Source organism: Nocardia concava NBRC 100430, from assembly GCF_000308815.1.
GTDB lineage: Bacteria > Actinomycetota > Actinomycetes > Mycobacteriales > Mycobacteriaceae > Nocardia > Nocardia concava.
The window spans coordinates 1-20,828 of the sequence record NZ_BAFX01000063.1 but is presented as its reverse complement, the minus strand read 5'-3'; the positions used below and the strand labels follow the sequence as shown (position 1 = coordinate 20,828).

Genomic DNA, 20,828 nt, shown 5'->3' with positions numbered 1-20,828 from the left:
ATCCGGGCCGATCTCGGCGAATTCGGCCATGATGTCGCGGACATCGGTCATGCTCGGCCGGTCCTCCGGCTCGAAGCTGAGCAGCGACAGCAGCAGATCCGACAGCGGTCCGGCATTGCGCGGCTCGCTGATCTGACCGTTGGCGGCCGCATACAGCAGCGCGAGCGGATTCGGGTTGGTGCCGTAGGGCGGTTCGCCTTCCAGCGCGTGGAAGAGCGTGGCGCCCAGGGCGAAGACGTCGGCGGCCGGGGTCGGTTCCGCACCGCGCGCGACCTCGGGGGCGAGGTAGGCGGCGGTGCCGGAGATCAGCCCGGTGGCCGTGAGCGTGACGTCACCCTTGGACTTGGCGATGCCGAAGTCGGTGATCTTCACCGCCCCGTTGTCACCGAGCAGGATGTTGCCCGGCTTGACGTCGCGGTGCACGATGCCGGCGCGATGGGCCGCGATGAGCGCGCTTGCCACCTGTTCGCCGATGCGGGCGACCTGCGGCAGCGGCAGCGTGCCCTGCGCGGACAGCACCACCGCGAGGCTCTGCGACGGCAGATACTCCATGACCAGGCACGGGTCGCCCTCGTGCTCGGTGATGTCGAACACGACGATGGCATTGGGATGCTGGAATCGGGCCGCGTTCCGGGCCTCGCGCGCCGCGCGCTGCCGGACGATGTCCTTGTCCGCATCCGACAGGCTCGGCTGGGTGATGATCTGCTTGACCGCGACGGATCGTTCGAGCCGCTGATCCACGGCTCGCCAGACGACACCCGTGCCGCCGCTACCAATCCGTTCGACCAGGCGGTAGTGCCCTGCGATCACTTGGCCGGTTTCGATGGCACTACTCCGAAGTTCTCCGAGACGACTGTGACAGTGCGGTTGCCCGCGCGTTTCCCCGCACGAGTGTAGCGGGCAACGCGCGGATCGCCGACGTCAGCGTGAGATATGAGCGAGATCTCGGTGAGATCTATGCCGCATCCGGGTGATGTTTACGTGACCCGATACCGGTAACCCCTGGTCGGACAGCATCTATGACGAGGCATAGACCGCACGGTTTGGTGTGTGTTCGCTCCCGCACACCGGAGAGCTTCAGCTACTTTTCACCGCCGCGGGCCGCTCACTCCTTCGGTGCGAGCCACTCCGCGCGCACCAGTTGCGCCGCGTCGGCGTCATCGAGCTCGATCTCGAAGACCTCGGCGAGCACCTTCGGTAGCTCGGCTACCTCCAATTCGCGTGTTTCGTCCGTTCCGTCCGGATAGCTGGTGGTCCAGGTGGTGCCGTCCAGGGTCTGGTGCACGTCCGGCAGGAAGCGCTGCACGAACGGCCGGGTGGTGAACGGCGAACGCGGAGAGGTCGACACGTAGTGGTTGCCGACCGCGAAATCGATGCGGTACTGCGGGGTGGTCGCGAACGTGTGCCGGTCCACGAACCCGTCCTTGCCGAACTGGTACAGCGTCCACAGCTCGCCGCCGACCGCGTCGGTCTCGACCCCCAGCCGGAAACGCCATGCGCCCGCACTGAATTCACCGCGATCCGGCGCGAGTTCGATCGGTTCCAGCGGGCCCCAGCCGAATCCGACGTCGCAGAGCCAGATCCGGTCGTCGTCGCCGGCCTTCACCCGCAGCAGCGCGTGGGTGGCCGGGCGCAGGTTCGTCGCGCCGCGCGTGACCCGTCCGGACATGGCGGTGAATTCGAACCCGAGCCGCTCCAGCGCGGCCGCGAACAGGCCGACGTTCTCGTAGCAGTAGCCGCCGCGCCGCCGGCGGATCATCTTGTCCTGCAGGCTCTCCAGATCCAGGGGCACGCCGCGGCCGAGAATGATCTCGAGATTCTCGAACGGGAAGGTGATGGTGTGGGCGCGCACCAGCTCACGCAGCGTGGCCAGGGTGGGCGTGCGGGCGCCGGTGAACCCGATCCGGGCCAGGTAGGCGTCGAGGTCGAGTTCCTCGCCCGCCCAGGTGTAGGTGGGATCCACCGGTGTCGTCATCACTGCCTTCCCGTCTTTGTCGATCAGACGTCCGATCTTGACGATCAAACGTCGAGGCCGTTCGTGTCGAGCAACCGGGGTCGGGCCGAATCTGTTCCGGGCGGGTCAGGTGACGGCGTTCACCAGTGTCAGCAGGCCCTCGCGGTAGGTCGGATAGCCGGGTTTCCAGCCCAGTTCGGCCCGCGCCTTGGCATTCGAGACACGGATGGAGACGTCCAGCATCTGGGTGGCGGCCAGCGGCGAGGCCAGCCGCATTACCCGGGCGGGGAGCCGCCGGGGCGGGCGCGCGCCGATGGTCTCGGCCATGGCGTCGAACATGGTGCCCCAGGTGACCGGTTCGTCGTCGACGATGTTGTAAGCGCTGCCGGGGGTGCCGTGTTCGAGGGCGGCCACGGTCGCGGCGGCGGCGTCCACGACATGGATGAAACTCGTGTAGGCCGTGACGGTATTGGGCAGCGGGAACATGCGCAGCTTCAGCGCGCGCACGAAGGAGTCGGAGGCGCCCGGACCGTAGAACAGGCCGTAGCGCAGGGCGATTCCGTCGATGCCGGGTGCGCGCCAGGCGCTCGATTCGGCCTCGTGCAGTGCGCCGATGATGGCGTCGTTGACATCGCCGGGAATGCGGCCGAACGGCTCCTGCTCGGTCACGAGTTTCGGTCCGTGATCGCGCAGGCCGTAGCCGAGGATCAGCGATTGCGTGAGATACCTGCGCGCCCCGGTCCTTTCGGCCAGTTCCACCAGATGCTTGCTGCCGATCTCGCGTAAGGCGTTGGTGCGCAACAGTCCCGGCGCGTGATAGTGGGTGGGCGGCGAATACCGGTAGGCGGTGAGCTGGTGGATCACCGCGTCGGCGGTCAGTCGCTCGGTGGCGCGCAACAGATCCGAGCGGTCCATCACATTGGCGACCAGCGGGGTGGCCCCGAGCGAGCGCGCGATCTCCGCACCGCGTCCGCGCCGGGTCAGCGCGTACACCTGATGCCCGGACGCCCGTAGCGCGAGGACCAACGGCCGCCCGATCGCCCCTGTCGCACCGGCCACCACGACCTTCATCGCTTTTCACCTAGTCTCACACAGCACCTCGTCTCACCGCGCCGAACACCCTTCGAGCCTAATGTCCCAGACGGAATGCGTCAGGGGTGGACACCGCAGGTGCCCGGACCTAGCGTTGGTCCATGATCGCGCTGCTGGACCGGCTGCGGCTGTTCACCATTCGCGAGTTCACCACGCACTGGGGGCGGACCGTAGCGTCGATCGTCGTGCTGACCGTGTGCTCGGCGTTCCTGGTGGCCGTCATCGGCATCTCCGGATCGCTCACCGGATCGATCGAGAAGTTGACCGCCGGGCTGGCGGGCAATGCGGCACTGGAGATCTCGGGTGTCACCGATGCCGGGTTCCCGCAGCAGGTGCGCGCCGATGTCGCGGGCGTGCCGGGGGTCGCGGCGGCCGTGCCCATGTTGCGGGCCAGCGCCGGACCGGATTCCGATCGGCTGCTGGTGCTTGGCGTGGATTCCTCGAGCACGGCCCTCGACAGCGACCTGAAGGGCGCGGTGCAGGGCGATGCGCTGGCGAGCCTGCTGAGCGTGCCCAACGGCGTATTGGCCGGGCCGGGAACGGGATTCACCAAGGGGCAGCAGGTCCAGCTGGGGCCGACGCGGGTCACCATCGCATCGGTGCTGGAGGGCAAGCAGCTCGCCCAGCTCAATGGCGGCCACTATCTGGTCGCGCCGCTGCCGGTGGCGCAGCGCATCACCAACCGTGTCGGGCAGCTGGATTCGGTACTGATCGTCGCGCAGCCGAATACCGATGAGGCGCGACTGGCTGCCGCACTCACGAAAGCCGTGGCCGGTCGCGCGCTGGTCGCGACACCGAGCGCCCGGGCGGCCCAGACCGGCAATGCCGTGGTGATGGTGCGGTTCATCGCCTCCATGGGCGCGGGGCTGGCATTCGTGGTGTCGGCCTTCCTGATCTACAACACCATGAGCATGGCCCTGGCCGGGCGGCGGCCGGTGATCTCCATGCTGCGGGCCATCGGCGCGCGGCGGCAGACCATCGTGCGGGATGTGCTCGCGGAGGCGGTCGCGTTCGGTGTGGTCGGCGGTGTGCTCGGGGCGGGACTGGGCGTACTCGCCGGACGGTATGCGATCAGTCTGCTGCCGGGGGCGTTCACGCAGATGATGGAGGCGCGGCTGCAATACCTGCTGCCGTGGTACGCGATTCCGGTCGCGGTGGTGGCGGCGACGCTGACCAATGTGGCGGCCTCGGCGGTGGCGGCGCGGCAGGTGTATCGGGTGGCCCCGGTGGAGGCGCTGGCGCCGGTCGGGGCGTCGCGGGCGGATGTGGTCTCGACGCGGCTGCGGGTGGCGGCGGCCCTGCTCGGGGTCGTGCTGGTGGGCGCGGCGATCTTCATTCAGCGTGAGCATCTGGGCCTGTTCGCCGCGGCCGCACTGGGTTTCGCCTTCGGTGCGGAGATCGTGCTGGCCTTCGCGTGCGCCGGGCCGATCGTGGGGACGGCCGCTGCCTTGGCCCGACGACTCGGCCCGGCGGGTGTGCTGGCGGGCGTGAACATCGATCGGGCACCGCGCCGGGTGTGGGCGACGCTCATGACAGTGACCATCGCGGTGGGGATGACAATCACGATTACCGGTGCGAACGCGGACGCAACCCGTTCGGCGCGTGAGAGTTTCGCCTCGCTCGCCGACAGCGACGCGTGGGTGAGCATGAGCGCCGAGGACATGATCCCCACCACCCTGCTGCCCGATGACTTCGTCGAGCGGGTGTCGGCGGTGCCCGGTGTCGGGCGCGTGGTGCAGGAACAGCTGGGCTTCGCCACCCTCGCGGGTACGAAAGCCCTTGTCTACGGCGTGGATACGGGCAGCAACGACTCGATGTTCCGGGCCTTGGACACCGGGCACCAACGCCGCTTGCTGGCGGGCGACGGCATCGTGCTGTCCCGGGATCTGGCTCGCACCCTCGGGGTTTCGACCGGGGACGAGCTCAGCGTGCAGACGACCACCGGCGAGAAGCGCGCCCGGGTGCTGGAGACGATCTCGCACTTCTCCGGCGCGGGCGGTACCGCCGCCATCAGCCTGGCGCTCATGCGGGACTGGTTCGCCCGGCCCGGATCAACCACCTTGCAGGTCGATGCCGCGCCCGGAGTGGATGCGCACCAAATGATCTCGGCGATCCGCGCGGCACTGCCACCGGAGATCCACGTGTATGCGGGCACGGCCGCACTCGACGGCATCAGCGAGGCCATGCAGGAGGGCCTGGTGCTGTCGCGGATCATGCTGGTGATCGTGGCGTTCATCGCGGCCATGGCCTTGCTCAACACCCTGACCCTGGCGCTGCTGGAGCGGCGACGGGAGCTGGGCATCCTGCGGGCCGTGGGTTCGAGCCGCCGCTTCGCGCTGCGCATGGTGCTCGCGGAGGCGGCCGCCATCGGCGTGGTGGGCGCCGGTCTCGGCGTGGTGTTCGGGCTGGTGAACCAGTACTTCTATTCGCTGCTCGCGACCGACATGCTCGGCATCGACGTCACCTTCCGGCCCGGCCCGCTGCTGGCCGTATTCACCTTCGCCGCACTGGCTTTGAGCCTGCTCGGCTCCATCCCTCCCGCCCTGCGCGCGGCCCGGCTCAATATCGTGGACGCGGTCAGCGCCGACTAGCGGTCACGTCCACGACAGGGTGCGCACCAGCGCGTCGAGGGCCGCGGGATACGCGCCGTCGGACGGTGAACCGTAACCGACGACGATCGCCTGCGGGCGAGGCTCGGTTCCGGCCGGGGCCCACCACATATCGGACAGGCCGTGAATGGCCAGGCCGTATTCCGCTGCGCGGGTGAGCACTTCGGCCTCACCGAGTCCGGCGGGTTCGAGCCGGACCAATGCGTGCAGCCCGGCGGCGATCCCGCTGAGCGTGAAGCCGGTGAGGGGGCGACCGGCGCGGGATATGAGCCGGTCCGCGAGCAGGTCTCGCCGTCGCCGGTAGCGCAGCCGGCTCGAGCGGATGTGCCGGTCGTAGGCGTGCGAGGTGATCAGCTCCGCCAGCGTCAGCTGCCCGAGGGTCTCGGAATGATGATCGGCGAGCAGTTTGGCCTCGGTGACCGGACCGACCCAGCGGGGCGGCAGCACCATCCAGCCCAGGCGCAGCCCGGGGCCGAGGGTCTTGGAGGCGCTGCCGAGGTAGACGACATCGTCGGGTGCGATGCCCTGGATCGCGCCCACGGGTTGCCGGTCGTAGCGGAATTCGCCGTCGTAGTCGTCCTCGATGACCAGGTGCCCGGCCCGGGCCCACGCCGCCAGCTCCTGCCGGCGCGCGGGGCTCAGCGTCGAACCGATCGGGAACTGGTGGCTCGGCGTCACGACGGCGGCGTGGACACCGTCGAATTCGGCGGTGCTCAGCCGATCCACTTGCGCGCCATCGTCATCGACCGGCAGCGGCACGACGGTCGGCCCGGATCCGCGCACGGCGGCGTGGAATTGCGTGATGTAGGGGTCCTCCATCGCCATCACCGACTTGCCCGAGGCCGACAGCACCCTGCCCATCAGGCGCAGCGCCTGTTGCACACCGGTGGTGATGACGATCCGGTCGGGCGTCGCCAGCACCCCGCGCGTGCGCCCCAGGTATTCGGCCAGCGCCGTGCGCAATTCGATGCGGCCGCGCGGATCGCCGTATCCGAACGCGTCCCGCGGCGCGCGGTCCAGTGCCGACCGCGAGGCTCGCAGCCAGGCGGCCGTCGGGAAGCGGCTCAGATCCGGACTGCCCGAGCGCAGATCGTGACGGATCGAAACCGGTTGGGCCCGAGCATTATCCGTGCTGCGCGCCGCGGCGACCGCACCCGCGGTGCGCGCGACCCGGGTCCCAGAGCCCTGCCGGGCCACCAGGTGCCCCTCGGCGATCAACTGGTCGAACGCGGCGCTGACGGTGCCGCGCGAGACGCCGAGTTCGGCGGCCAGGGTCCGGGTCGACGGCAGCCGCGTCCCCGCCGCCAGCCGGCCGTCCCGGATCGCCTCGCGCAGCGCCCGCTCCAGACCATCGCGGCGACCGGCGCCGGAATCCACGGTCAGATGCAGATCGATATCCAAAGTGGACCAATAATCGGCCGTCGAATTGGCTCCCGACATAGGTCCATTATGTCGATACGGTTGGTACATGACAACGAACACCACCAATTACGTTCTCCCCCAGACCCGCCTCGCCATCGACGATCTGGCCCCCAAGGTCGCCAAGGCCATGAACGGCCTCGAGCGCGCCGGGCAGGATTCCACCATCGAGAAGCCGCTGCGCGAACTGGTGAAGCTGCGCGTCGCCCAGATCAACGGCTGCGTCTACTGCATCGACATGCACTCCCGCGACGCGGTCGCGGGCGGCGAGGCCTGGCGCCGGATCAGCCTGGTGTCGGCCTGGCGCGAGGCGCCCTTCTTCACCCCGCGTGAGCGCGCCGCCTTCGCCCTGGCCGAGGCCATGACCCGGATCGCCGACGGCGAAGTGGGCCAGGACATCTGGGCCGAGGCCACCGTCCACTTCGACGAGAAGGAACTCGCGGACCTGGTCTGGGACATCGCCATCATCAACACCTGGACGCGGATCGGAGCCACGGTGCGGCCGTGGACCCTGTCCGGGGACGCGGATTCGTAAGCCTGCCAACACAACCCGAAACCAAGGAGATTGTCATGTCCGACGTCGTCATCACCTACTGCAAGCCCTGCGGATACCTCAAGCACGCCCGGGTCGCCGCGGAGGCGCTCGGTACCGAGCTCGGCGTCACGCCGGAACTGGTGCCCGGCAAGGGCGGAGTGTTCCGGGTCGCGGTCGACGGCACCGTGGTGGCCGCCAAATCGCGGCAGGGCTTTCCGCGCCCCGAGGAGATCGTCAAGGCCGTCGCGGCATCCCTCACCTGAGGCGACCGAAACAGCGCAGCCTGACGCGAAACTAGGCCGCGCACTTGCTGTTCGGCGGGGCGGGTGGAGCAGTATTGATGCCCGCCCCGACATCGATCACATAGTCGGGATCCCCACCCAGCGGTTCGGTCCCGAGCAGCAAGCGCTGGACCACGCAACCGGATTCGAAGAACACCGGATTGATCCCGTGCTCACCCGGGACGATCCGGCCGTCCAGATCGCGGCCGCTCACCACCGTGTACATGGACACGGGTTTGCGCGCGAACTGCAGCGCGGCCCGCATCTCGAGCGAACTGGTGTACGGCACCACCGCATCCGCGGTTCCGTGCACCAGAATCGCGCGCTGCACGCCGATGCGGTTGGCCATGAGCACCGGGGAGCGATCGATATAGGCCTGCAAGCAGGTGACCGGCGTACACCCGCCCGCATCGCGTTCGATCTCGGGCCGCAGGGACTTTCCGGCGAGACCGGCCTCGATCCAGGCGGTGACGTCGCCGGCGTGCCCGAAGGTGTCGACCCAGTAGTCGTAGGTGCCGGGCGGGGCGTAGGCAGCGGCCAGGCCGCTGGTCACGCCGCCCTGACTCCAACCCCACAGCACGGTCGGGCCGATGCCGGGATGCTCGCCGCGATACCACTGGGTGGCGGCGACGGTGTCGCGCCAGCCGGCCCAGACGTTCCACTCCCCCGGCCGCCACGCGCTGGCGTCGGAGCGCTGGTCCATGGTCACCAGGGCCGCGCCGGTCGCCTTGACGATCGAGCTCATGTACTCGGGGAAGTCGCTCGCGCTGCCGTCGTGGCCGTGGACGGCCACGATCAATCCCCGTGGCGCGCCGTCGGGTTCGTAGACCCGGCCGGTGGCGGTCTCCCCGTCGACGGTCAGGCTCACCGGTCGCATCGACACGCCGTCGTTCGGAGTGCTCCACGCCGCCGGCGCCGCGGCGATCATCGCCGCGACCATACCCACGACCAGACTGGTCGCCCGCAAACTTCGCCACCGAGCACCCATCTTCGGCATCCTCGCACGTGTGCGGCCTCCCGTGGCGCATTCACGCCATGCGCGCCGCGCCGATCGGATCCCCGGCAAACCGCGCCGGGTCGCTGATTCCGCAGTAGAGTTTGCCGGGCCTCCCAATTCGCAGTAACCCCAGATATCCACCGGCCGCCGTCGAATCCGCAGGCACTCCATTTCCGTCGATGGCACGCGCCCGCCCGAGGAGGCGAGTTGATTCATGGTTGACGTCCCCGTCATATCCACGGCCGAATTGATCGATGAGTTGAATGGTTCGTCCGCACGCCCCGGAGCGGGCCTGCTATCGGAACTGGTCGCGCACCTGCGGAAGAATCGCACGGTGCTGCGCGAGCGCTGGGCCCAGCGCATCACCGCCGCGAAACTGCTGACCGCCATGACCGCCGACGAGATCTTCTCCGAGGCGACCTCGGTGTACGAGAACTACGTCGAGGTGCTGGAGACCGGTAGCGTCGAGGCGTTGCAGAATTACGCGCGCAACCTGTCCGAGCGCATCATTCCGCGTGGCGTGGAAACCGACGAGGTGCTCGGCATCGTGTTGCTGCTGCGAGATGTGCTGGCCCGGAGCCTGTTCGAGAAATACCAGTCGGATTTCGACCTGCTGAATCGGATTCTGGACGCCTATGAGCCCGCGGCGAATCGCATCGCCAATACCGTGGGTGTCAGCTTCGTCGAGGAGCGCGAGCGGATCATCCGCCAGCAGCAGGAGGCGATCCGGGAGCTGTCCACGCCGGTGCTGCAGGTGCGCGAGCAGTTGCTGATCCTGCCGATCATCGGTGTGCTGGACGGGCAGCGGGCCAGTCAGCTGACCGCGCAACTGCTGCGCGCGATTCGCGACAATCGCGCCAAGGTGGTGGTCATCGACATCACCGGTGTCCCGACCATCGACGCCGTGGTGGCCAATCACCTGGTCAAGACCGTCGACGCGTCGGGGCTGATGGGCGCCAGCGTCATCATCACCGGCCTATCCTCGGAGATCGCCCTGACCCTGGTCACCATCGGACTGGATTTGTCGAAGATGAACGCGGTCGGCGACCTCCAGGGCGGCATCGAGGAGGCCGAACGGCTGCTCGGTTACGAGGTCAGCCGCACCAACGAACCCGGCTGAACGCGGATTCCGGACGGTTCGGCGTCCGAGCCGCATTGCCCGGGGAATTCGCCTGGCGTCGGCTAGGATTCGCCCATGCGTTCGATCGATGTCGCGGAGCGGCGGGCACGACTCGGAGTACGGCACCGGCTGGCCGCGGGCGCCCGCAGCGACGATGTCGACGAGGTGGTGCGGTCCATGGTGGTGCTGCACGCCACCGATCCGGCGACGGTGTACCTGTCGGTGGCGGCGCGCGGGATCGCGAGCGAGCCCGGGCATGTGGAGAAGGCGCTCTACGACGATCGGACGCTGCTGCGCATGCTGGCCATGCGGCGCACCATGTTCGTCGCGCCGGTCGATCTGGTGCCGGCGCTGCAGGCCTCGACCGCGGATGCGCTGGCGCACAAGCAGCGCAAGACCTACGGGCGATACCTCGAGCAGGCCGGGGTGGCGTCCGGGAACCTCCTGAAGTGGTGGAACGAGGTGGAGGTCGAGACGCACGCGGCGCTGCTGGCGCGCGGCAGTGCGACGGGCGCGCAGCTGAGCAAGGATGTGCCGCGGCTGCGGACGCAGGTGGACACCGCGCCGGGCAAGCCGTATTCGAAGCCGACCAATATCACCACCTGGGTGCTGGTGACGCTGGGCTGCGAGGGGCGGATCGTGCGCGGGCGGCCCAATGGGAGTTGGGGCAGTAGCCAATACACCTGGGCGCCGATCGAATCCTGGCTGCCGGAAGGGATTCCGGCCATGCCGGTCGAGGAGGCGCGGGCGGAGCTGGTGCGGAAGTGGTTGCGCGCCTTCGGGCCCGCGCCGGTGAGCGATATCAAGTGGTGGACCGGGTGGACGCTCGGGGAGGTGCGCAAGGCGCTGGCTGCGGTCGACACCGTCGAGGTGGATCTCGGCGGCGAGACCGGGCTGGTGCTCGCCGACGATCTCGAACCTACGCCGGCGCCGGAGCCTTGGGCCGCGCTGCTGCCGGCACTCGATCCCACGCCCATGGGCTGGCAGTCCCGCGACTGGTACTTGGGTCCGCATCAGCCCGCACTGTTCGACCGGAACGGCAATGTCGGGCCCACCGTCTGGTGGGAGGGCCGCATTGTCGGCGGCTGGGCGCAGCGCTCGGACGGTGAAATCGTCTGGCGGCTACTGGAAGACGTCGGCGCGGAGGCCGAGAACGCGGTATCGGCCGAGGCCGAGCGCCTGCGGGCGTGGTACGGCGAGGTGCGTCCCATTCCGCGTTTCCGCACGCCGCTGGAGCGGGAACTCACCGCGTGAACCCGCTTCTCAGCTGAGTGTCAGGAAATTTCTGCGGGCCTACCGGTTGGCCGACTGTTACTGTCGGATCAGTACGTCGAACGCAGTATTGATTTTGCACAGTCCGGGCTCGGACACGGGGAGTCCGTGGGTCCGGTGGTTCTCTCGGAGTGTGTCATGGCTTTCTCGAATCGGTTGGTCTCCCCGACTCCCCCCTCTTCCCCACGGACCGAAACGGCAGCGCCCGCCCCGCGAAACGAGCTGTGGGGCGAGGCCTTCCGGGACGCGGCGCTGGGCATGTGCGCGGTGCTGGCCGCGATCGACGGGCGCATCGATCCCGCGGCGCGCATGCGGGTCGCCCAGATGGTCGGCGCGCACGAGGTACTGGGCCGCCAATCCACCGATGACCTGCGAAACCTTTTCGAGGACAATTGCGCCCGCCTCATCATGGATCCGGCCTTCGGCCACGCCTATGTGATGGCGCAGATCGCCAAATCCACCGAGCAGCCCGAGCAGGCGCGCGCGGTGGTGCGGATCGGCATGATCGTCGGGCGAATCGACGGCGAACTCGACGCACACGCCCTCACGGTGATTCGCGAGGCTTGTCAGGTATTGCGCTTGGACCCGCACGAATTCGGTGTGTAGGAGCCAGTTTCGGACGTCTCGCCGTCCTTGTTCTGTCGGTGCCTTCTGATATTTGTGGGGTGTGCGACAGAGCGGGCAACCCGTGATGCGGGCATATCGGTTGGCAACGACCGCGAACGAATCCAAACTCGAGGCGGTGGCGGCCCTGCTGCCTTGGTGGCAGCGCGGGCTTGTGCACGTCCAACTGATCCAGGTGCGGGCACTGCAGTCCGGGGAGACCCGTTTGGGATGGCTGGGCGGAGCCGAGGCGAAGGCTCTTCCTGGGTATCTGTCGGCGCGCCAATGGAAATCGGTTGTCAATCAGGCCAACGCTGCACTGATCTCCTGGCAAGAGGCCGCCAAAACGGGCATCCGCGAGATGATCCGCGAACTCGACATCGACGAGGTGGTTCGGACGGATCTCTTCCGGATCAACGCCCACAAGTCGTGGTGGACGACCACTACGACGCTCATCCACCACCGAATCCCGACCGAACGGGTCCAGGTCGGCGCTGAAGCCCTTCCAATCGCACGAGAACTGGTACACCGCTGGTTGCGGCGACATCCGTTCCCCAACCTGTCGCGGGTCCGCAGCATGGCCATGGATGGCCCGATTGCTGAAGTATCCAAGTCGACAACCCCACTGGCCGACTACTGGGTGCGAATCTCGACGCTGCGCAAAGGGCAGCCGGTGTATATCCCGTTGCATCGCAACGACTATTTCGACGCTGCGCCCGGCGAGGTGCGGAACTTCTGTCAGGTTCAGGTCACCGACACCGGGCAGGTTCGGTTCCTGCTGATCAAGAAATCCAAGCCTGCCCCCGCACGTACCGATGGCGGGGAACTGGGCGTGGATTGGGGACTGGCGGCGATGTTCGCCACTTCCGACGGCCGCGTCCTCGGACGCAAGCTGTTCGCCTGGCTCAAAGCTCGCGATGACGAGGTCGTTACATTATCCAAGGCGTTGCAGGCAAACGGAATCAGGCCGAAGAACTCGGTGAGGTACCGCCGGTTGCAATCACGTATCCGAGGGTACGTCCGAAACGAGGTCGGACGCATCCTCAATCGGTTGGCTGCCGAAAACCTGAAACTCCTTGCGGTAGAGCGATTGCAGCTGACCGGAGGGGGCCTGTCACGGCGGATGAACCGGCTGGTATCTCGCGCCGGCCGCGCAGCGGTAAGCGCGAAACTCGCCTCGCTGACAAAGACTCACGGTATCGCCGTTGTCGAGGTCAACCCTGCCTATACCTCTCAGGTATGCACCGGTTGCGATTACGTCGACCGGCGCAACAGAATTACGCGGTCCCGGTACAGCTGCCGGTTCTGCGGTAAACGTCTGCATGCCGACATCAGTGGAGCCCGCGCGATCTTGCGACGTTCGCAGGAGCCTTCAAGGGGCGGGCTCGCACTCGGTAAACAGACAATCCTCGCCAGACTCGATCGGAAGTTCCATACCCGTTGGGGCATGGATCCGACCGTCCTGCGCGAGCGACGCATACGCGGTCACAGTACCGCTGTCCCCGACCTGGTCGGGGCTCAACCACCGAACGGGTGAAACCTCGAGGCGGATACTGTAAAGCCCTCTGGCTTTTGCTGGACAGTGACCGGCGGCGGCCCGCATGCTTGGAGCGTTTGATGCCTAGCGAGGAGATTCACTCTGCATGGCGATTCAAGGGTTCCTCAATATTTTGCTCGACACCGTCCACCCGAATCGGGGGTGGCGTTACTGCGCCTGGTGCGATGGCTCCGGGGCCGCAGGCTATTCCGCGAGCGGGTCGGCCATTCTGTGCACGGGATGCGGCGGCATCGGCTGGCTGGTCGATCCGCCGGTCTATCGGCGCTGAGCACAGCGAGTTTTCAGCGCTGAGCAGGGCGTTCGTCCCCGGCCGAGTGGCGCGCCGGGGACGAGTCGGGCCTTTCTACATATCCAGTCCGAGATCCAGCACTCGGACCGAATGCGTGAGCGCGCCCACCGACAGATAATCCACGCCGGTGCCCGCGTAATCGGCCGCCATATCGAGCGAAAGTCCGCCCGAGGACTCGAGTTTGGTGCGCGGCGAGCGAGTATTGCGGCGCTGCACCGCCGCCTGCGTGGCCCACAGCGGGAAGTTGTCCAGCAGTACCAATTCCACGTCCTCGGCGAGCACCGCGTCGAGCTGCTCGAGGCTGTCCACCTCGACCTCGCACTCGATGTCCGGATTCAGTTCCCGCACAGCACGCAATGCGGCAACCACTGAGCCCGCGGCCACCACATGGTTGTCCTTGATGAGCGCCGCGTCCCCCAGCCCCATCCGGTGATTGACGCCGCCCCCGACCCGAACCGCGTACTTCTGCAGTGCCCGCAGCCCCGGCAGCGTCTTGCGGCTGTCCCGGATCCGGCATTCGGTCCCGGCGACCGCGTCCGCCCACTGCGAGGTGGCGGTCGCGATTCCGGACAGGTGGCACACCAGATTCAACATGGTCCGTTCGGCGGTGAGCAGCCCGCGTGTCGGTGCGACCAGACTCAATACCTTGTCCCCCGGCTGCACGCGGGTGCCGTCGGCGACGCGAGCGGTAACTTCATAGTTGCCCGCACCCAGCACCTCGTCGAGCACCAGCAACCCGACATCCAGCCCGGCGACGGTCCCCGGCTGCCGAGATGCCATGTCCGCCTTGGCCACCGCGTCCTCGGGCACCGTAGCCATCGTGGTGATGTCCGGCCCGTACCGCAGATCCTCCTCGAGGGCCGTACGGATGAGCGCGACCACCGCGTCGCGATCCAGCCCAGCGTCGAGAGTCATGACTACACTCCTTCTTCGATGACTATTGCCGTATCCCTGGCGAATTCGCTCATGACACAGCGGCGATCACGACTCGGCCCCAGGACGGCGACTCGATCGCGTCGGTAACGAGCTTCGGGCGGCCATCGGAACCCAGACGAATCGCGGTGCTACGCCGCGACTCTTCCTGCGGCTCCGGATAATCCGACCGGGTATGACAACCCCGGCTCTCGGTCCGCGCCGCCGCCGCGACCAGCAGCGCCCGCGCGGTCAGGGTGAGCGCCGAATCCTCCAGCTCGCGAATGATCGCCGCCGCCGAACCCGTTGCGACATCCGACCCGCTCGTCATCCCGGCATGCTCTTGGCCGGGATCCACACCGCCGTCGTGGATTCCGGCCGAAAGCGCGCCGGAATGACGGGGGGAGCTCCCATCCGTGGACTCGGTGCCGGTCGCTGGGCGGTCGAGCGCCCATTCGACGGTGATATCCGGGGCGGCATTGTCAGAGATCAGGCCGACCATGCGGAGGATGGCGGCGCGCAGGCCGTCACCGTCGCGGACGATGCCCGCGCGTTCGGTCATCAACTCCTGGAGGAGTTTTCGGTCGGCGCGGGGGAAGCGCAGCGGGCCGACCTCGGTGATCGGGGCCGCCATGCCTCGGCGTTCGGCGGCCGCCGCGCCGGCGCGTTCTCCGACCACCAGGCCTTCGAGGAGGCTGTTGGAGGCGAGGCGGTTCGCGCCGTGCAGGCCGGTGCGGGCGACCTCACCGGCGGCGTACAGGCCCGGAACCGTGGTACGGCCGTGGGTATCGGTGAGGATGCCGCCGCACTGGAAATGGGCGGCGGGGGCGACCGGGATCAGGTTCACGGTCGGGTCGATGCCCGCGGCCAGGCAGGAGGCCGTGATGTTCGGGAAGCGTTGCGGGAAGCCCTCGATGGAGCGGCCGTCGAGGTAGACGTGGTCGGTGCCGAGTTCGGCCATGCGGGCGGCGATGGCCCGGGAGACCACATCGCGGGGCGCGAGATCACCTCGCGGGTGGACGCCGGCGGTGACCGAATTTCCCTCGGTGTCAACGAGAATCGCACCCTCGCCGCGCACCGCCTCGCTGATCAGCGGTCGCCGTCCCAGCCCGCCCGGCGTGAACAGCACCGTCGGGTGGAACTGCACGAACTCGAGATCGGAGACCAGCGCACCGGCGTGCAGGGCCAGCGCGATGCCGTCGGCGGTCGCGCCGGACGGGTTGGTGCTGCACGCGTACAGCTGCCCCAGACCACCGGTCGCGAGCAGTACGGCAGGCGCGTGGACAATGCCGAATCCCTTGTCCGACACCGCGATAACGCCGCGCACACCATCGGGTCCGGTGACGATGTCGAGCACCGCGGCCCCGAAGACGACCGGCATGCCGGCCGCGTTCAGCGCCCGCTGTACCTCCGCGCCGGTGGCGTCGCCGCCCGCGTGAATGATCCGCCGCGTGCTGTGGCCACCCTCGCGGGTGCGCGACACCTCGCCGTCTCGGCCCAGATCGAAGACCGCGCCGAGGTCGGTCAGCGCCTCCACGGCGTGCTGACCACCCTCGACGATGGACCGCACCGCGTCCTCGTCGCACAGTCCGACCCCGGCGACCACCGTGTCGTGCACATGGGATTCGACCGAATCCCCGTGCGGCGCAACGACGGCGATCCCGCCCTGCGCGTACTGCGTCGAGGTGTCGGTGGGCCCGGTCTTGCTGAGAGTCAGCACCCGCAGTCCGCGCCGCGAGGCGGTGCGCGCCGCGGTCAGTCCCGCGACACCGCCGCCCACGACCACCAGGTCCGCCTCGGCTTCCCAGGTGATGGAAATCGATGTATTCACCATGTGCTCATCCCTCCCCTGCCGGGGTGGGCGTGGCTATTCGCCGCCGCCCGGGTTGCCGATCTCGATCATGCGCTGCACCGAATTGCGGGCCAGGGCAGCGGTTTCGGGATCGACGTGGACCTCGTCGCGGTTCTCCACCAGGCAGCGGAGCAGGGCGGCGGGGGTGATCATCTTCATGTACTGGCAGGACGCGCGGTCGTTGACCGGCTGGAAGTCGATGCCGGGGGCGGCCTTGCGCAGCTGGTGCAGCATGCCGACCTCGGTGGCGACCAGGACCTGATTCGACTTGGCGGCCTTGGCGGCGTCGATCATGCCGCCGGTGGAGAGGATGTGCACCCGGTCGGCCGGGAACTCGCCCGCGCCCGCCAGGTAGAGAGCCGAAGTGGCGCAACCGCATTCGGGGTGCACGAACAGTTCGGCGTCGGGGTGGGTGCGCGCCTGCTCGTTGAGCTCGTCGCCGTTGATGCCGGCGTGCACGTGGCATTCGCCCATCCAGATGTGCATGTTCTCGCGGCCGGTGACGCGCTTGACGTGCGCGCCCAGGAACTGGTCCGGCAGGAACAGCACCTCGCGGTCCGGGTCGATGGAGGCGACCACGTCGACGGCATTGGACGAGGTGCAGCAGATGTCGGTCAGCGCCTTCACCGCGGCGGTGGTGTTCACGTAGGAGACCACCAGCGCGTCCGGGTACTCGGCCTTCCAGGCGCGCAGCTCGTCGGCGGTGATGGAGTCGGCCAGCGAGCAGCCCGCGCGCTGGTCCGGGATGAGGACGGTCTTCTCGGGGCTCAGGATCTTGGCCGTCTCGGCCATGAAGTGCACGCCGCAGAACACGATGGTGTCCTCGGGAGCCTCCGCGGCGATGCGGGACAGGGCCAGGGAATCGCCCACGTGGTCGGCGATGTCCTGGATCTCCGGGAGCTGGTAGTTGTGCGCCAGGATGGTGGCATTGCGCTCGCGCGCCAGTCGCTTGATCTCCGCGGCCCACTCCGGGGTGGCCTCGACACCGGTGAATCCCGACGGCCCGTCCACGATGCGCTCGGTCAGCGTCATCGTCGCGCCCACTGCTGCAGCCATGGCATGGCTCCTTCTCTCATGCGGCCGGCAACTTCGCCGATTCGCATCCAACAGGTTTTCGACTTAGAATCGAAAACGTGGCCCATCGTAGCACCATCCACGAAACGCTCACCGCGGTGTTCCAGGTTCGCCGCTTCCCCGACACCGTCCGTGCAGGTGAGAGCCCTAGCGTGGGTGGGATTGCCCTCTCGGACCGCTGCCCGCCCGGTCATCACACCGAACTCGCGGTGTTGTTGTGGGAGCGTGCGCTCGACCCCGCCAAGGGCACCTGGTCACTTCCCGGCGGCCGCCTGCGCGACGACGAGGATCTGGACACCTCGGCGGCCCGTCAGCTCGCCGAGAAGGTCGATGTGCGCGAGTTGACCCACCTCGAACAGGTGTGGGTTTTCAGCGATCCCGACCGCGTGCCGGGCGACCGCCGCATCGCCTCGGCCTACCTGGGCCTGGTCCCCATGACCGCCGAACCGGTCCTCCCCCACGACACCCGCTGGCACCCGGTCTCGAACCTGCCCGACATGTCCTTCGACCACGGCACCGTCGTGCGCCATGCGCGAAATCGCCTGGCCGCCAAGCTCTCCTACACCAACATCGCCTTCGGCCTGGCCCCCGCCACCTTCACCATGTCCACCCTCCGCGAAATCTATTGCGCGGCCTTGGGTTACGACGTGGACACCACCAACCTCCAACGAGTCCTGTCCCGCCGCAAGGTGATCACCCCCACCGGCGCGACCACCTCCCCCGGCCGCTCCGGCGGCCGCCCCGCCGCCCTCTACCGCTTCACCGACTCCGAAATCCGCGTAACCGACGAATTCGCCGCCCTCCGCCCACCCACCTGACCGTCAGCCGCGGTTTTCGCCGCTCCCCGCCTACTCTCACAGGCCATGAGCGCAACAACCGATACGACCGCCATTACGAACCTGATCGCGAAGTACGCGGAACTGGTCGACGCCGGAGACTTCGCCGCCGTCGGGGCGTTGTTCAGCCACGGCACGTTCGGCGCCAGCGCCGGATCGGTGAAGGGTGACGCGGCTGTCGAAAAGCTGTTGAGCGGCATGGTGATCCGATACGAGGATGGGACGCCGCGCACCCATCACGTCACGACGAACATCGCCGTCGAATTCGATGAGGAAGCGGGCACCGCGGTCGCGCGGTCCTACTTCACTGTCTTCCAGGCGCTTCCGGATTTCCCGCTGCAGCCCATCGCCGCCGGGCACTACCGCGATCGCTTCGAGTGCCCGGAGGGTGCTTGGCGATTCGCCGAACGGCAGGTCGAGATCACCTTGCCGGGTGATCTGACTCACCATCTTCGTGCTACCCGCGAGTAACTTAGGTGTGGTTATGATGCGGTGAGGGGGCGAACGATCCTGCGTCCCTTGGTAACTGAAAGGTGACCGCATGAGTCCCCTGCAGATGACGCTGGGCATCATCTCCGTCCTGATCGGCGTCCCGGCGTGGGCCGGATTCGTTCTCGCGGTGCGACGGATGGTGCGCACCATTCGGCTCGGGCAGCCCGCGCCGGATCGGTTCGGGCCGTTCCCGCCGCGATTCGCCACCGTGGTCAAGGAATTCGGTGCGCACACGCGGATGGTGAAGTTCCGGACCGTGGGGTGGGCGCACTGGCTGGTCATGGTCGGGTTCCTGCTCGGGTTCGTCACGGTGTTCCAGGCGCAGGGGCAGATCTTCAGTCCGACGTTCACCTGGCCCTGGATCGGCGACACGCTCGCCTACCACCTTGCCGACGAATTGCTCGGGCTGGGAACGATTCTCGGCGGATTGACGCTGGTGATCATCCGGCAGTTGAACCATCCACGGCGGCCCGCGCGGCTGTCGCGGTTCTCGGGCTCGAATTTCCTGGCGGCCTATTTCGTCGAGTTCATCGTGGTCGCCGAGGGCATCAGCATGGTCGGGGTGAAGGCGCTGGTCATCGCCTATACCGGTGAGCATCACGCGGTCAGCGACTTCGCGAGCATGAATATCGCCGAGGTGCTGCCGGCTTCGGCGGCGGCGGTGTCGATCTTCGCGTTCTGCAAGCTGATGACGGCGCTGGTGTGGGTGGTGGTGGTCAGCCGCAGAATCGACTGGGGTGTGGCGTGGCACCGGTTCGCGGCGTTCTTCAATATCTATTTCAAGCGTGAGGACGATGGCGGTGTGGCGCTGGGTGCGCTGAAACCGATGATGTCCCAAGGCAAACCGATCGATATGGAGACGGCTGATCCGGACAACGACACCTTCGGTGTGGGCAAGTTCGAGGACTTCTCCTGGAAGGACATCCTCGACGTCACCACCTGCACCGAGTGTGGCCGATGCCAGTCGCAGTGCCCGGCCTGGAACACCGGAAAACCCTTGTCGCCCAAGCTTTTGATCATGTCGCTGCGCGATCATGGCTACGCGAAGGCGCCGTATCTCCTGGCCGGAGACAACAAGGACAAAGTCCCGGAGGCCGCGCGGGCGGAGGCGGAGCGTCCGCTGGTGGGTGGTGAGGACGTCAACGGCATCATCGACCCCGAAGTCCTGTGGAGCTGCACCACCTGTGGTGCGTGTGTGGAGCAGTGCCCGGTCGATATCGAGCACGTCGACCACATCATCGACATGCGCCGCTACCAGGTGTTGATCGAGTCGGAGTTCCCCTCCGAACTCGCCGGGTTGTTCAAGAACCTGGAGAACAAGGGCAACCCGTGGGGCCAGAACGCCAAGGACCGCCTGAACTGGATCTCCGAGGTCGACTTCGAGGTCCCCGTCTACGGCCGCGACGCCGACAGCTTCGACGGGTATGAGTACCTGTTCTGGGTGGGCTGCGCCGGCGCCTACGAGGACCGCGCCAAGAAGACCACCAAGGCCGTCGCCGAGCTCCTCGCGACCGCGGGGGTGAAGTTCATGGTGCTGGGTCAGGAGGAAACCTGCACCGGCGACTCCGCGCGGCGTGCGGGTAACGAATTCCTGTTCCAGCAGCTGGCGATGCAGAACATCGAAGTATTGAACGGTGTGTTCGAGGGGGTGGAGCAGTCGAAGAAGAAGATCGTCGTCACCTGCGCCCACTGCTTCAACGCGTTGAACAACGAATACCCCCAAGTCGGTGGCACCTACGAGGTCGTGCACCACACCCAGCTGCTCAACCGGCTCGTGCGGGCGAAGTCGCTGGTGCCGGTGTCGCCGGTGGCGCAGAACGTCACCTACCACGACCCCTGCTACCTGGGCCGCCACAACAAGATCTACAACGCGCCCCGGGAGCTGATGGAGGCCTCGGGTTCGACGCTGGTCGAGATGCCGCGTCACGGTGAG

19 protein-coding genes are annotated in these 20,828 nt (G+C 67.6%); 11 read left to right on the top strand and 8 right to left on the bottom strand.

What is annotated here, in order from left to right; translation table 11 throughout:
• The 3 genes from ON43_RS12610 to ON43_RS12600 all read right to left on the bottom strand — a co-directional run.
• A partial coding sequence (locus ON43_RS12610) for a serine/threonine-protein kinase (RefSeq protein ID WP_040807153.1) occupies positions 1-810 on the bottom strand: 810 nt, incomplete at its 3' end.
• Between the two features lie 295 nt (positions 811-1,105).
• Entirely contained in the window at positions 1,106-1,975 is an 870-nt protein-coding gene (locus ON43_RS12605; protein WP_040807163.1) for an arylamine N-acetyltransferase family protein, read from the bottom strand.
• A 105-nt stretch (positions 1,976-2,080) separates the two neighbouring features.
• Entirely contained in the window at positions 2,081-3,025 is a 945-nt protein-coding gene (locus ON43_RS12600; protein ID WP_040807152.1) for an NAD-dependent epimerase/dehydratase family protein, read from the bottom strand.
• A 122-nt stretch (positions 3,026-3,147) separates the two neighbouring features.
• Here ON43_RS12600 and ON43_RS12595 point away from each other — a divergent pair, with 122 nt between their 5' ends.
• On the top strand, positions 3,148-5,637 hold the full coding sequence (locus tag ON43_RS12595) for an ABC transporter permease (RefSeq protein ID WP_040807150.1): 2,490 nt from the start codon (positions 3,148-3,150) through the stop codon (positions 5,635-5,637).
• A 3-nt stretch (positions 5,638-5,640) separates the two neighbouring features.
• Here ON43_RS12595 and pdxR read toward each other — a convergent pair whose 3' ends face one another.
• Positions 5,641-7,095, bottom strand: coding sequence for a MocR-like pyridoxine biosynthesis transcription factor PdxR (gene pdxR / locus ON43_RS12590; protein ID WP_040807149.1), 1,455 nt, complete (start codon positions 7,093-7,095; stop codon positions 5,641-5,643).
• 28 nt (positions 7,096-7,123) lie between these two features.
• On the opposite strand from pdxR, the gene ON43_RS12585 reads away from it, so the two are divergent.
• Both ON43_RS12585 and ON43_RS12580 read left to right on the top strand, forming a co-directional pair.
• A complete protein-coding gene (locus ON43_RS12585) occupies positions 7,124-7,609 on the top strand; it encodes a carboxymuconolactone decarboxylase family protein (protein ID WP_040807148.1) in 486 nt (161 codons plus the stop codon).
• Positions 7,610-7,644: 35 nt separating this feature from the next.
• Positions 7,645-7,872, top strand: a complete 228-nt coding sequence (locus ON43_RS12580; RefSeq protein ID WP_040807146.1) for a SelT/SelW/SelH family protein — start codon at positions 7,645-7,647, stop codon at positions 7,870-7,872.
• 31 nt (positions 7,873-7,903) lie between these two features.
• Here ON43_RS12580 and ON43_RS12575 read toward each other — a convergent pair whose 3' ends face one another.
• A complete protein-coding gene (locus ON43_RS12575) occupies positions 7,904-8,818 on the bottom strand; it encodes an alpha/beta hydrolase family protein (RefSeq protein WP_245568556.1) in 915 nt (304 codons plus the stop codon).
• A gap of 283 nt (positions 8,819-9,101) precedes the next feature.
• On the opposite strand from ON43_RS12575, the gene ON43_RS12570 reads away from it, so the two are divergent.
• The 5 genes from ON43_RS12570 to ON43_RS12550 all read left to right on the top strand — a co-directional run bounded on the left by ON43_RS12570 (position 9,102) and on the right by ON43_RS12550 (position 13,708).
• The gene (locus ON43_RS12570; RefSeq protein ID WP_157514012.1) at positions 9,102-10,007 is read left to right on the top strand and encodes an STAS domain-containing protein; all 906 of its coding nucleotides are present in this window, start codon (positions 9,102-9,104) and stop codon (positions 10,005-10,007) included.
• A gap of 75 nt (positions 10,008-10,082) precedes the next feature.
• Positions 10,083-11,261, top strand: coding sequence for a winged helix DNA-binding domain-containing protein (locus tag ON43_RS12565; RefSeq protein WP_040807144.1), 1,179 nt, complete (start codon positions 10,083-10,085; stop codon positions 11,259-11,261).
• Between the two features lie 156 nt (positions 11,262-11,417).
• The gene (locus ON43_RS12560) at positions 11,418-11,885 is read left to right on the top strand and encodes a tellurite resistance TerB family protein (RefSeq protein ID WP_040807159.1); all 468 of its coding nucleotides are present in this window, start codon (positions 11,418-11,420) and stop codon (positions 11,883-11,885) included.
• A gap of 136 nt (positions 11,886-12,021) precedes the next feature.
• Positions 12,022-13,419 carry a zinc ribbon domain-containing protein gene (locus ON43_RS12555; protein WP_157514011.1) on the top strand — a complete coding sequence of 466 codons (1,398 nt, stop codon included), beginning with the start codon at positions 12,022-12,024 and terminating at the stop codon, positions 13,417-13,419.
• Between the two features lie 106 nt (positions 13,420-13,525).
• Positions 13,526-13,708, top strand: coding sequence for a hypothetical protein (locus ON43_RS12550; protein WP_040807139.1), 183 nt, complete (start codon positions 13,526-13,528; stop codon positions 13,706-13,708).
• Positions 13,709-13,783: 75 nt separating this feature from the next.
• On the opposite strand, the gene nadC is transcribed toward ON43_RS12550, so the two are convergent.
• From nadC to nadA, 3 genes are read right to left on the bottom strand one after another with little or no spacing between them, the layout of a single operon-like run.
• Positions 13,784-14,644 carry a carboxylating nicotinate-nucleotide diphosphorylase gene (gene nadC / locus ON43_RS12545; protein ID WP_040807137.1) on the bottom strand — a complete coding sequence of 287 codons (861 nt, stop codon included), beginning with the start codon at positions 14,642-14,644 and terminating at the stop codon, positions 13,784-13,786.
• 49 nt (positions 14,645-14,693) lie between these two features.
• Positions 14,694-16,475, bottom strand: coding sequence for an L-aspartate oxidase (locus ON43_RS12540; RefSeq protein ID WP_051178343.1), 1,782 nt, complete (start codon positions 16,473-16,475; stop codon positions 14,694-14,696).
• 33 nt (positions 16,476-16,508) lie between these two features.
• Positions 16,509-17,549, bottom strand: coding sequence for a quinolinate synthase NadA (gene nadA, locus ON43_RS12535; RefSeq protein WP_086007939.1), 1,041 nt, complete (start codon positions 17,547-17,549; stop codon positions 16,509-16,511).
• 77 nt (positions 17,550-17,626) lie between these two features.
• Between nadA and ON43_RS12530 the strand changes: the two genes are divergently transcribed.
• The 3 genes from ON43_RS12530 to ON43_RS12520 all read left to right on the top strand — a co-directional run.
• The gene (locus tag ON43_RS12530; protein WP_040807135.1) at positions 17,627-18,385 is read left to right on the top strand and encodes an NUDIX hydrolase; all 759 of its coding nucleotides are present in this window, start codon (positions 17,627-17,629) and stop codon (positions 18,383-18,385) included.
• A gap of 45 nt (positions 18,386-18,430) precedes the next feature.
• Positions 18,431-18,874 (top strand): nuclear transport factor 2 family protein, encoded by a 444-nt coding sequence (locus ON43_RS12525; protein WP_040807133.1) that lies wholly within the window; start codon positions 18,431-18,433, stop codon positions 18,872-18,874.
• A 70-nt stretch (positions 18,875-18,944) separates the two neighbouring features.
• A partial coding sequence (locus ON43_RS12520; protein ID WP_040807131.1) for a (Fe-S)-binding protein occupies positions 18,945-20,828 on the top strand: 1,884 nt, incomplete at its 3' end.